The 12,622-nt window shown below is 51.0% G+C and carries 13 protein-coding genes and 1 tRNA gene; all 14 read left to right on the forward strand.

Going from position 1 to position 12,622, the window contains the following annotated elements; translation table 11 throughout:
* The first annotated feature begins 303 nt into the window (after positions 1-303).
* The 14 genes from HMPREF1548_RS16780 (at position 304) to HMPREF1548_RS16845 (ending at position 12,603) form a co-directional block, all read left to right on the forward strand.
* Positions 304-1,821, forward strand: a complete 1,518-nt coding sequence (locus HMPREF1548_RS16780) for an ABC transporter substrate-binding protein (RefSeq protein WP_021637560.1) — start codon at positions 304-306, stop codon at positions 1,819-1,821.
* Between the two features lie 73 nt (positions 1,822-1,894).
* A complete protein-coding gene (locus HMPREF1548_RS16785; protein WP_035322643.1) occupies positions 1,895-2,836 on the forward strand; it encodes an ABC transporter permease in 942 nt (313 codons plus the stop codon).
* Between the two features lie 89 nt (positions 2,837-2,925).
* Positions 2,926-3,717, forward strand: a complete 792-nt coding sequence (locus HMPREF1548_RS16790; RefSeq protein ID WP_021637562.1) for an ABC transporter permease — start codon at positions 2,926-2,928, stop codon at positions 3,715-3,717.
* Positions 3,718-3,754: 37 nt separating this feature from the next.
* The gene (locus HMPREF1548_RS16795) at positions 3,755-4,552 is read left to right on the forward strand and encodes an ATP-binding cassette domain-containing protein (protein ID WP_021637563.1); all 798 of its coding nucleotides are present in this window, start codon (positions 3,755-3,757) and stop codon (positions 4,550-4,552) included.
* Between the two features lies 1 nt (position 4,553).
* Positions 4,554-5,321: an ABC transporter ATP-binding protein gene (locus tag HMPREF1548_RS16800; protein WP_021637564.1), complete on the forward strand. Its 768-nt coding sequence runs from the start codon at positions 4,554-4,556 to the stop codon at positions 5,319-5,321.
* A 54-nt stretch (positions 5,322-5,375) separates the two neighbouring features.
* A complete protein-coding gene (locus tag HMPREF1548_RS16805) occupies positions 5,376-5,894 on the forward strand; it encodes a YqeG family HAD IIIA-type phosphatase (RefSeq protein WP_021637565.1) in 519 nt (172 codons plus the stop codon).
* On the forward strand, positions 5,887-6,756 hold the full coding sequence (aroE, locus tag HMPREF1548_RS30070) for a shikimate dehydrogenase (protein WP_021637566.1): 870 nt from the start codon (positions 5,887-5,889) through the stop codon (positions 6,754-6,756). Before HMPREF1548_RS16805 ends, aroE begins: the two co-directional genes overlap by 8 nt.
* Complete coding sequence (locus HMPREF1548_RS30075) at positions 6,749-7,291, forward strand: shikimate kinase (protein WP_021637567.1); 543 nt, start codon at positions 6,749-6,751, stop codon at positions 7,289-7,291. Before aroE ends, HMPREF1548_RS30075 begins: the two co-directional genes overlap by 8 nt.
* Positions 7,288-7,725, forward strand: coding sequence for a type II 3-dehydroquinate dehydratase (aroQ, locus tag HMPREF1548_RS16820; protein WP_021637568.1), 438 nt, complete (start codon positions 7,288-7,290; stop codon positions 7,723-7,725). Before HMPREF1548_RS30075 ends, aroQ begins: the two co-directional genes overlap by 4 nt.
* 78 nt (positions 7,726-7,803) lie before the next feature.
* The gene (efp, locus tag HMPREF1548_RS16825; RefSeq protein WP_021637569.1) at positions 7,804-8,361 is read left to right on the forward strand and encodes an elongation factor P; all 558 of its coding nucleotides are present in this window, start codon (positions 7,804-7,806) and stop codon (positions 8,359-8,361) included.
* A 209-nt stretch (positions 8,362-8,570) separates the two neighbouring features.
* Positions 8,571-9,557 carry a DUF5688 family protein gene (locus HMPREF1548_RS16830; RefSeq protein WP_021637571.1) on the forward strand — a complete coding sequence of 329 codons (987 nt, stop codon included), beginning with the start codon at positions 8,571-8,573 and terminating at the stop codon, positions 9,555-9,557.
* 145 nt (positions 9,558-9,702) lie between these two features.
* Positions 9,703-9,774: transfer RNA gene (locus HMPREF1548_RS16835), tRNA-Arg, on the forward strand.
* Positions 9,775-9,888: 114 nt separating this feature from the next.
* Positions 9,889-11,277, forward strand: coding sequence for an SH3 domain-containing protein (locus HMPREF1548_RS16840; RefSeq protein WP_181970209.1), 1,389 nt, complete (start codon positions 9,889-9,891; stop codon positions 11,275-11,277).
* Positions 11,278-12,171: 894 nt separating this feature from the next.
* Positions 12,172-12,603 carry a hypothetical protein gene (locus HMPREF1548_RS16845; protein WP_021637576.1) on the forward strand — a complete coding sequence of 144 codons (432 nt, stop codon included), beginning with the start codon at positions 12,172-12,174 and terminating at the stop codon, positions 12,601-12,603.
* Positions 12,604-12,622: the final 19 nt, after the last annotated feature.

Raw genomic sequence — 12,622 nt, forward strand, 5'->3', positions numbered from 1 at the left:
TAAAAACGCAGCGGTACTAACGACGCAGAGGACGCGTCGTAAGGACCGGCGTTTTTATACGACCCTTACATAAAACTATGCCGCCCCCCCAGCGGTAAGCAACAGCAGAGGCTCCCCCCGGCAGTCCGGCCCCCAAAACAGAGACGGGATGGCCACCCCCCACGCCAACGAATTATCCCCATGCCCGAAAAAATTTCTTGCTTTTTAAGTTGTTTTTGTATACAATAGGGCGGTAAAACTAAATAAAGAAAAGGTACTTTTCACGCCCAGTCGGAAAAGTGCTGAGAGAGAAAGGAAAAACACATGAAGACAAAGGCTTTAAAAAGGTTTCTTTTGACTTTAGTGTTCACAACACTAACTATTGCACTGAGCGCATGCTCAGGTGATAAGGCAGGTGAGGACTCTTCTCAGATAACGATTGGCATACCTCAGGACATTGAAGACAGTCTTGACCCCCACAAAGCGGTGGCGGCAGGAACTGAAGAGGTATTGTTCAACCTGTACGAAGGACTTGTTAAGCCGGACAGCAGCGGCGAGCTGCAGCCGGCGGTGGCGAGTGATTATCGGATATCGGAAGATGCGACCACCTACACTTTTACCCTCAGAGACGGGGTAAAATTCCATGATGGCAGTCCGGTAACGGCGGAGGACGTGAAGTATTCCATAGACAGATGCGCCGATACCACGAACGGAGAACCCCTGGTAGCGGCGTATTCCCATATTCAGAGCGTGAATATTGTGGATGAGAAAACAATAGAAGTGGTGCTGGACGGCCCGGACACCGATTTCCTTGCTTATATGACCAATGCCGTCATTCCCGCTTCCAATGAGAATCCGGATACCAATCCCATTGGTACCGGCCCCTATAAATATGTGTCCCGTTCCCCCCAGGAGAATTTTGTCATAGAGAAATTCGACGATTACTGGGGAACTCCGGCCAATATCGAGCATGTTACCTTCAAGGTATGCGCCAATACGGATTCCATCGTCATGGATTTAAACGGCGGCTCCATTGATATGTTTGCCAGAGTGACCACCGCCCAGGCGGACCAGCTGGGAGATAATTACCAGGTGCTGGAGGGAACCATGAACCTGGTGCAGGCGCTCTACCTGAACAATGCGGCGGAGCCTTTTACCGATGAAAGAGTGCGGCAGGCGCTTTGCTATGCAGTCGATCCCCAGGGAGTCATGGACATGATTTCCGAAGGAAAGGGAACGGCCATCGGCAGCAGCATGTTCCCCGCCTTTGAAAAATATTTTATGCCCGAGCTTTCAGATATGTATGCTGTGAATCTGGAGAAGGCCAAAGAGCTTCTGAAGGAAGCCGGATATGAAAACGGATTTTCCTTCACCATCACCGTGCCTTCCAACTACCAGCAGCACATCGACACCGCCCAGGTCCTGGTGGAGCAGCTGAAAAAAATCGGCGTAACAGCTGACATTAACCTGATTGAATGGGACAGCTGGCTGTCCGACGTCTATGCGGAAAGAAATTACCAGGCTACGGTGGTGGGCGTGGATGCCTCGGCCCTGACGCCAAGCGCCTTGCTTTCCCGATTTGTTTCCACCGCGGGCAATAATTTCATCAATTTTAACAATGCCGATTATGACGCCGCTTATGCGAAAGCGCTTGGCACCATCGATGATGACGAGAAAACGGCTGCCTTCAAGGAATGCGAAACACTGCTGGCAGAGCATGCGGCCAATGTTTATATCCAGGATCTGCCCTATCTGGTGGCGCTGAATAAAAAATATGCAGGCTACGAATTCTATCCGCTGTACGTACAGGATGTTTCCAAGCTTTATATCGTGGAAGAATAGTTATAGTTCAGACAGGCCTGCACATTTACAAAGAATGAGCTGCGGCAGCTTCGCAAGGGAGAGTGAGTGCGACGTGAAATATTTTATAAAAAAACTGATATCCATGGCAGCGACCCTTCTGGTGGTATCCTTCCTGGTGTTTCTGGCGTTTGCAGTGATACCGGGGGATCCCGCCACTGCGAAGCTTGGTACGGAGGCTACGCCGGCCAAGGTGGAGGCGCTGCGGGAGGAGATGGGCTTAAACCGTCCGATTCCCGTGCGTTATGCCGCCTGGCTGGGCGGCCTGCTGCAGGGCGATATGGGAACCTCCTACAGCTACAGCATGCCTGTAACGAAAATGGTGTCGGATAAAATTCCGGTAACCCTGACCCTGACACTGATGTCCTTTGCCATGATGGTGCTTATTTCCATACCGCTTGGCCTGTATACGGCAAAGCATGAGGGAGGGACCGCCGATCATGTGGTTTTGGCGCTCAACCAGATCATCATGGCTGTGCCGCCGTTTTTTTCAGGAATACTGATTACGCTCCTGTTCGGGCTGATTCTGCATCTGTTTACGCCGGGCGGCTATGTTTCCTATACAAAAAGCATTCCGGGCTTTTTGGGCTACCTCTTTTTCCCGGCGCTGGCCATTGCCCTTCCCAAGGCGGCCATGGCGGTGAAGCTGCTGCGCAGTTCCATTGTGCAGGAAATGCACCAGGATTATGCGAGAACGGCGTACAGCAGGGGAAACAGCACCAGGAATGTGATGTATAGGCATCTCCTGAAGAACGCCATGATTCCGGTAGTGACTTTTTTAGGAATGGCGCTTGCGGATATGATAGCGGGAAGCATTATTATCGAACAGGTTTTTAATATTCCGGGGCTGGGCAGAATTCTGCTCACCTCCATTTCCAACCGGGATTATCCTGTGGTGGAGGCCATCATTGTGCTGCTGGCCTTCCTTGTTATTTTCATCAACTTCCTTGTAGATTTTATTTACAAGAAAATCGATCCCAGGATCCGTGTACAGTAACCGGAAAGTCTGCCGGCGCAACGGTTTGGGCGGCTGCTTGTTTTTACAGCGCCCCAAGCGACCGGGAACCGGCGGGAAGAGGCTTGATAATGAAAAAAAAGAACTTGAATTTTATTCTGGGAAGCATACTTACGGGAATCGTCCTTCTGGTGGTGCTGGTGGGTATTTTTTACACGCCCTATGATCCCACCGCCATGGACAACGCGAATAAACTTTCCGGCATTTCCCTTGCACATCCCTTCGGCTGTGATAATTTCGGAAGAGATATTTTAAGCCGTGTTATGAAGGGCAGCGGGACCACGCTTCTGGTGGCGCTGTCCACAGTGGCCATCGGCACCTTTTTCGGCGTGCTGCTGGGGGCCTTTACAGGATATTTCGGCGGGCTCCTGGACGAGGTGCTGATGCGTATCATCGATGTGGTGTTCGCTTTCCCCAGCATCCTTCTGGCGCTGGTATTCATCAGCCTTCTGGGGCCGGGAAAGGGCAACGTGATCATATCCTTAGGAATCGCCTTCATTCCCAGCTTTGCCAGGATCGTGCGCTCGGAGTTCATCCGCTGCAAAAACATGGATTACGTGAAGCTGGCCAGGCTGGCCGGCGCGGGGCATCTGCGCATCATGTTCGTGCATATCCTGCCCAACACCATATCCGTGCTGGTCCCGGCAGTCATGATCGGCTTTAACAACGCCGTTCTGGCGGAAGCGGGCATGAGCTATCTGGGGATAGGCGTGCAGCCGCCGGATGCCAGCCTGGGCCGGATGCTTTCCGAAGCGCAGACCTATATTTTTTCCGCGCCGGGCTTTGCCCTGTTTCCGGGCATTTTTATCGTGGTGATGGTGCTTGGCTTCAGCCTGCTAGCGGAAGGCTTAAAAAGGGATTAGGGGAGGCTGTGTGCTCCCTCTGGAAAGGCGGTAAGCGATGCTTGACGTAATCGATCTGAATCTGGAATTTCATGATCACCTGGTCCCCGAAACCGTGGTGCATCATTTTAACCTGCATATGGAAGAAGGGGATATCGTGGGGCTGGTAGGGGAATCCGGCTCCGGAAAATCCATGACAGCGCTGGCAATCGCCGGGCTTCTCCGCCGGCACGATATGAAAAAGACAGGACAGATAATGTTTCGCGGCACCGATCTTCTGACCTGTCCGAGAAATCAGCTGCGCGGCTATCAGGGGGATGACATCGGCATTGTTTTCCAGGAACCGATGACCTCCCTCAATCCCGTATACCGGATCGGCTGGCAGGTGGAGGAAAGCCTTCGGATACACCGCCCTTCCATGAGCCGGGAGGACAGGAAGGGAAAAGCGATGGAAATGCTCCGCGCGGTGGAGCTTCCCGATCCGGAGCGAATTTACCATTCCTATCCCCATGAAATATCCGGCGGCCAGAGACAGCGTGTCATGATAGCGGCGGCCATGATCTGCGATCCGGCGCTGCTGATAGCGGATGAGCCCACGACAGCGCTGGATGTGACGGTGCAGCTGGCAATTGTAAAGCTTCTGAAAAAGCTGAACCGGGAGAAAAAAACAGGGATTTTATTCATCTCCCATGATCTGAGCCTGGTAAAACGTCTCTGCGAGCGGATTGTGGTGATGAAGGACGGCCGGATCGTGGAAGAGGGCGCATGTGATCAGATTTTTGATGCGCCGAAGGAAAGCTATACGCAAAACCTGATAGCTGCCATCCCCAGATGCGAAAAGCCGGCGGAGGTTTGACATGGAAAATACACAGACGAACAATATTCTGATGGTGAAGGATCTGCGGGTTTCCTATTCCCAGGAGGCGGGCAGCGTGTTCCGCCCCAAGAAGGATCTGGACGTTTTAAAGGGCGTTTCCTTTTCCATCCGTGAAGGGGAGGTTATGGGGCTGGTGGGAGAAAGCGGCTGCGGGAAATCAACGCTTTCCAAAGCGCTCCTGGGCCTGATTCCCAAATATGAAGGGGTGATTGTCCAGAAGTCGGAGCATCCCCAAATGATTTTCCAGGATCCCTTCAGCTCCCTCAATCCTGCGAAAAAGGTGGGATGGATTCTGGAAGAACCGCTCCGCCTGAACACGGGGCTTAACAGGGTTGAGAGAGAAAAAAAGGTGTCTGAGATGCTGCGCAGGGTGGGGCTGGAGGAAAAGCTGGCGCAGCGCTATCCCAGACAGCTGTCTGGAGGCCAGCGGCAGCGCGTCTGCATTGCGGAAAGCCTGATGCTCTCCCCGAAGCTTCTGATAGCGGATGAACCGGTTTCCGCCCTGGACGTAACCATACAGGCGCAGATTATCGCCCTTTTGCGCAGCATACAGAAGGAGATGGGGCTTGCCATCCTTTTTATCTCCCACGATATGCGCGTGGTGTACCAGCTGAGCCAGCGGGTGATGATCATGAAGGACGGGGAAATCGTGGAAAGCGGCGACGTGGAACAGGTTTATTTCCATCCGGAGCATCCTTATACGAAGAAGCTTCTGGAAGCGGCGGGGATACTGGAGGAAGGCGACTGACAGGCGGCCTGGCTGCAGGCGGGCCGGTGGAAATGAGGAAAGGGAAGAAAACAGATGTTTGAAAGGTTTTATCCGGATAAATATGTGGAGAGCGCCTACGTGATAGATTACGAGGGCATGTATAAAAAGGGCTACCGGGGAATTATTTTTGACATTGATAATACGCTGGTGCCCCATGGGGCACCGGCTGACAAGAGGAGCATCGCTCTTTTCAAGCGGCTGAAGGCCATTGGATACGAATGCCTGCTGCTTTCCAACAACAAGGAACCCAGGGTGAAAATGTTCAATGACGCCGTGCATGTCCGCTATATTTACAAGGCGGGGAAGCCGGGCGTTAAAAATTATGAACGGGCCATGGATTTGATGGGGACGGACGATGTGAACACTTTTTTTGTGGGCGACCAGCTGTTTACGGATGTGTGGGGCGCCAGGAATGCGGGGCTGTACAGCTTTCTTGTTAAGCCCATCAACCCAAGGGAAGAGATACAGATCGTCCTGAAGCGCTATCTGGAAAAAATCGTTCTTCATTTTTATAAGAAGAAACTGGAAAAGGAGGGCAGGAAAGATGATTGACGGAAAAACAAGGATTTGCGGTCTGTTCGGCAATCCTGTGGAGCATACGCTTTCCCCTGTTATTCATAATACGCTTGCGAAGCGGTGCGGGATCAATATGGTATATGTGCCCTTCCTGGTGGACGGGGACCAGGTGAAGCAGGCAGTGGAAGGCGCCCGGGCGCTGCAGCTGCTGGGAGTGAATGTGACGGTTCCCCATAAGAGCGCAGTGATCCCGTACCTTGCGGAGATTGACAGGGAAGCGTCCTTAATCGGTGCGGTAAATACGCTTGTCCCGGTGGAAAACGGCTTCAAGGGCTATAACACGGATCTCCCCGGCCTGTACCGGGCGCTGGTCTCCGAAGGGATCAGCCTGTCAGGGGAAGAGGTGATTCTTCTGGGCGCGGGCGGAGCGGCCAGGGCGGCAGCCTTTCTCTGCGCGCTGCGGGGCGCTGAAAGAGTGTATCTGCTGAACCGGAGCCTGGAAAAGGCGCAGGCTGTTGCAGAGGAGGCCAATCTCGCGGCGGGGCGGCAGTGTATCCTGCCCATGGAGCTTTCCAGCTGGAAGAGCCTTCCTGAAAAGAAATATCTGGCGATTCAGGGAACCTCCGTGGGACTTGCCCCCAATACGGACGAAGCGGTGATTGAGGACCGGGATTTCTACCGGCTGATACATACGGGCTTTGATCTGGTTTACCGTCCGGCGAATACCAGGTTCATGCGCCTGACCGAAGAAGCTGGCGGAAAAGCCTGCAACGGCCTGAAGATGCTGCTGTATCAGGGTGTGGAAGCCTTCGAGCTGTGGACCGGCCTGAAGGTGAAGGAAGAGGATGCGGCATTCTGCTATGAACAGATGAAAAAGGAACTGGAAAAAAATGAGTAGGAACAAAAGGAATATTATTCTTATCGGCTTCATGGGAAGCGGGAAAACAACCCTTGGCATCCGCCTTTCCTACAGGCTGCGCCGTCCGCTCCTGGATACGGACAGATGGATCGAAAAGGAGCAGGGGATGAGCGTGTCGGACATCTTTGCCTCCTATGGGGAAGAAGGGTTCAGGCAGCTGGAAACCCAGGCGGTAAAAAGCCTTCTGGAAGCGGAGCCCGGCCAGGTGATTTCCACCGGGGGAGGGCTTCCCATGCGGGAGGAGAACCAGGCGCTGTTAAAGCAGCTGGGCTTTGTGGTCTTTTTAAGGATTCGTCCGGAAACGGTATGCGAAAGGCTGAAGGGGGACACCACCCGGCCGCTGCTTCAAAAGCCTGATCCCGAAGGGGAGATACGCAGGCTGCTCGCCGTAAGGAACCCCATTTATGAACAGGCCGCCGACCGGGTGGTGGACGTGGACGGGAAGGATTTTGAAGAGCTGCTGGAAGAGATACTGGATGGAACGGACATCCAGCCGGAAGGGAGATTAAAATGAAAATACTTGTAATTAACGGGCCGAACCTGAATTTCCTCGGAATTCGTGAGAAGAATATTTATGGAACCCAGGATTATGCGTATCTGCAGAAGCTCCTGGAGGAAAAAGGGAAGGAAGCGGGCTGCGAGGTGACCGTATTCCAGAGCAACCACGAGGGCGCGATTATAGACCGGCTGCAGGAAGCCTATTTTGACGGGACGGATGGTATTGTCATCAATCCGGGCGCCTTCACCCATTACAGCTATGCCATCAGAGACGCGCTTGCAAGTATTACGGTGCCCAAGGTGGAGATCCATATTTCCGATATCACGAAACGGGAGGAATTCCGGAAAACTTCCGTTACCGCGCCCTCCTGTGACCGCCAAATCTACGGCCAGGGGCTGGATGGATACCTCCAGGCCATAGATTTTATACTGGAAAAGCAAATTCTGTAAAAAAACAGTTGAAAAAAGCATATTTTTATTATAAACTAGTAGGGAATTAAACGTGAAAATTTAGGAGGAATATTTTTTATGATTTCTGCAGGTGATTTCAGGAATGGTATTACAATTGAAGTAGATGGCAATATTTTTCAGATAGTAGAATTCCAGCATGTGAAACCTGGCAAGGGCGCCGCTTTTGTAAGGACCAAGCTGAAAAATATCATTAACGGAGGCGTGGTGGAAAAGACCTTCCGTCCTACTGAAAAATTCCCGCAGGCACGTATTGATAGAAAAGATATGCAGTATTTATATTCTGACGGTGATTTATTTACCTTTATGGATATGGAAACCTATGATCAGGTTGCGCTGAATTCCGAGACTGTCGGAGATGCGCTTAAATTCGTAAAGGAAAATGAAGTGTGCAAGATATGCTCAACCAATGGCGGCGTATTTGCAGTGGAGCCTCCTCTTTTCGTAGAACTGGAGATCACCGAAACAGAACCCGGATTTAAGGGAGATACCGCTACAGGCGCATCCAAGCCTGCTACAGTGGAAACCGGAGCTGTTGTATATGTACCTCTGTTCGTAAACCAGGGGGACAAGATCAAGATCGACACCAGAACCGGAGAATATCTGTCCAGAGCATAATCAGCAACGGAATGCTGTTCTATTATTTAGCCTATAAGACAATGGAATTTCTGCATGGCAGAGTTTTCATTGTCTTTTTTATTTCATGGAAAATGCGGCCTGCGGCCGAACGAAAGCCGCGGCCCAAATGCCTCATGAACCAAATTTTATCGGATCGAAAAGCATGTCTGAAAGTCAAATCTTAAATTCTAACAAAGAGAGGATATTAAATGGATTTTGAAAAATTTGTAAAAAAAGTAAAGGATGGCGCACAGGCCTATCTGGGAGACGGCGTTTCCCTGTCCGTAAGCACAGTATTAAAGAACAACGGCGTTAACCTTACGGGGATTATTTTCATGGACGGGGACAGCGACGTCGCTTCCACCATATATCTGGACGGGCTTTATGAGGAATATAAGAGAGGAAAAACGATGGGGGAAATCGTCCGCCAGGTATGTACGGTTTATGAGGAAAATAAACCGGAGCAGAACCTGAATATGGATTTTTTCCACGATTATAAGATGGTGAAGCCAAGGCTGGCCTGCCGCCTGATTAACTGTGAGAAGAATCAGGAGCTGCTTGGCGGCCATCCCCACAGGGAATTTCTGGATCTTGCCATTGTATACTGCTGTATCCTTATGAGCGATAACATGGGCTGCGCCTGTGTCCTGATCAGCGATATGCACGCCCGGTACTGGGATGTGGACGAAGAGACGCTTTACCGGGATGCGCTGGAGAATATGCCGCGCATACTGCCTGACGAGCTTTCCGACATGGATGATTTCATGTATGACATAGTCAGGAAGGCAGTAGAGGAAAAGCTGGAGCTGACAGCAGAGGGTGAGAAAACGCAGGAGGATGAGGAGTGCCGGGCCATACTGGACGGGATTGCGGAATTCCTGGCAGGGCTTCCCCTGGAAAAGGAGCCGGAGCGTAAAATGTACATACTTACCAATAAGCAGCATTTTTATGGAGCGGCAGCCATTTTGTATCCCGGGATTCTGGAAAGCTATGCCGGTAAACTGGGACATGATTTTTATATCCTGCCCAGTTCCGTGCATGAAGTGATTCTGCTTGCGGATACGGGAGTGGAAGACAGAGAGCATCTATATGATATGGTGCGGGAAGTAAATGCGCAGAATGTGCCTGAGGAGGAGCTTTTATCGGACAATGTTTACTATTTCAGCCTGAAAAGCGGAAAGATAACAATTCTTTGATATTCTGAATAATTCTTAAGATGCTATAAATTTTCTATTTTTCCAAAATGAGATCTGGACAACCGGAAAAACTTGTGCTATTATATGTCAGAGTGATGCATGTAACAAATTTGTAATATTTAATCAGTGCATCAACATATCTTATGCACCCGTAGTCTAATGGATAGAACGGAGGCCTCCGACGCCTTTAATGCAGGTTCGATTCCTGTCGGGTGCATTTGTGTCACTCTGGCATATAATTTGCCTTGCTGTGAATATATCAGCCAAGTGTAACTGGAGAACCGCCGCAGGGCGGTTCTGTTTTAAAGTCGATGTTTTCAGGATTGAAGGTGTGAAATTGAGCGAGGAACAGAAGAAAATGCCTGATGGCTCCAAGCCGGAGGGTGCGCTGAACGAATTTATAGAACTGCTGAAAAAGAACAAGAAGTCGCTTGCCGTTATCATTGTGACAGCGGTGGTGCTTTTGGGGATCGGGATTCTGCTCGGTTCGCTGATAGGCAAGAAATCGGGAGACAAGGATGCTACCCAGGAACAGTCCCAGGCTGCGGCTGCGCAGACACAGTCCACAGAGGCCATTCCCAATGTGCCCATGGAGGTCAACGCCTATCCCGAAATCAATTCACTGATGAAGAAATATTATAATGCAGCCGCAGAGGGAGACATGGAGACCGTCAAGTCCCTGAAGGACTATTCGGATCAGGCCGAGCTGCTGCGCATCCAGGAAAAGAGCAAATACCTGGAAAGCTATGATGATATCAACTGCTATACAAAGCCCGGCCCCATCGAGGATTCCTATGTTGTCTATGTCACCTATTATGCCAAGTTCCACGATATTGACCAGAAGGTGACGGGGCTGAATACCTACATTGTATGCCGGAAGGCGGATGATTCCTACTATATCCATGACTGCTCGGAAGATGAGTCCATGAAGGAATACCGCACCAACGTAACCAAGCAGGACGATGTGGTGGATTTGTTCAATAAAGTTCAGGTAGAATATAACGAAGCCGTGACGGAGAATGAAGAGCTTGCCGCATTCCTTACCGATCTGTCCGAGAAGCTCAAGACAGCGGTCGGCGATGCCCTGGCGGAAGCCGAAACAGTAAGCGGGACGGAGACCACTGAAGAAGAAGGCCAGGAGCCTGCCGATAATGCAGGGGAAGCCGCCTCTTCCAGGGTAAAGGCCACTGATGTGGTCAATATCAGAAAGTCCGACAGTGAGACAGCCGATTCTCTTGGAAAGGCTCAGGTGGGAGACGAATTCGCCCTCCTGGAGAACCGTGCCAACGGCTGGTCCAAAATTGATTATAACGGCCAGGAGGCCTTTATCAAATCGGAGTTCCTGGAAGCGGTTTCCGAAGAACCTGAGAATGCAGGTGACGGAAATGCCGAAGCAGGAAACGAAGCGGCTAATGCAGATAATACTGATAATACCGCAAATACCGATAATACGGCAAACACTGATAATACCACACACAACGGCCAGGCAGATACGCCGGGCGCAGGTGACGGCGCGCCGTCTGCCAATGTACCCAACAGCGGAACCTACCGCCTTACCACCACCGTTAATGTCCGTAAATCCGCAAGCGAAACAGCCGACAGGCTGGGCGTAGGGTACTCCGGTGACGAAGTGGAAATCCTGATGAAACAGGCCGACGGCTGGACAAAGGTCAAATTCAAAGGAGAGACCGGATATATTAAGACGGATGTATTAAAATAGCTAATTTGTTGTTTGTGACCCGTGTAGCCTTGTGCTGCAGGGATTGCGCCCCATACTGCTTCCCGCCTCCCATTTCGGGCCGGCCGGCAGCCGTATGGGGCTTTTTTGCGCCAACCTCAAAACTAGGATATTTCTAACTGCTCTGCCAGACTGTTGCCAACATGCCTGAACTCCTCGCTGCGCTCGTCAGACAAGCCACTAAAACGGCAACAGTCCGGCAGATCGGATCAGTAAGTAATATCACCGTTTTTTCCTATGGAGCAGAAAAAAGCCCCACACAGCAGCCGGCCAGCCCGAAATGGGAGGCGGGAAGCAGTATGGGGCGCGATCCCCACAGCACAAGGCCGCACGGCGCGTAACATAACTAATTAAATAAGAAACCATCATAATTATAAAGAAGAATAAAGAAAATAAAAATGAATAATAAAAATCTCCCCGGAAATACTTACTAAAAAAAGTATTTCCGGTTTTTCATTTTTTAAAAATATATTTTTTTCAATAACTACGGCTCAGCTCCGTGCTGTCCGGGGGTTTTTCCGCCGCTCCGCTATCCGGTCCTGCTCCGGCGGTGGCGGGTGTTTTCCGGTGCATGAGAAAAAATGGAGATGTTTCTTACTGCTCTGCCCTGCCAGGAACCGGCTGCTTTTAGCGGCTTGTCTGACGAACATAAGCATCTAAATACGCCTAGCCGCAAGGCGCCGGCGTATTTAGACGCTTATGTGAGGAGTTCAGCCGCGTTAGCCGATTCCTGACAGGACAGAACAGTTAGAAACATCCCATTTTTGAAATGCACCAGAAAACACCCGCCACCGCCGGAGCAGGACCGGATAACGGAGCCAGCGGAAAAACCCCCGGACAGCACGGAGCGTACACAACCGGGAAGGAAGGCGGAGTATGAGAAGTGATGATGCGGCTATATACAGGGAAATCCAAAAAAATGCAGAAATGGGAATCAAAGCGATAGAAGCTGTCAGCCCCAAGCTGACGGACGATGCCTTTGCTCTGCAGCTAAGCAGGCAGGAACTGAAGTTTTCAGAAATCAGGGATAAAGCCAGGCATGAGATGCTGGAGGGGCGTGCGGAGGAGTACCGCAGCAGCGGTGTCACTGATTTGATGCTTAAGGGCGGAATACAGGCCAATACGCTTTTGAATACCAGCACCAGCCATATTGCGGAGCTGATGATTCAGGGCAGTAACAGGGGGCTGACAAGCATGTGGAAGGCATTGAACCACTATGGAAATGCCGGAAATGAGAGCACGGAGCTTGCCCGGGAGCTCATGGATTTTGAGGAAAAAACCATTGAAAAGCTGAAAAAATATCTATAAGCAGGTGTTTTTTAGCAAA

The sequence above is a fragment of the Clostridium sp. KLE 1755 genome (genome assembly GCF_000466465.2).
GTDB classification, from domain to species: domain Bacteria; phylum Bacillota; class Clostridia; order Lachnospirales; family Lachnospiraceae; genus Eisenbergiella; species Eisenbergiella porci.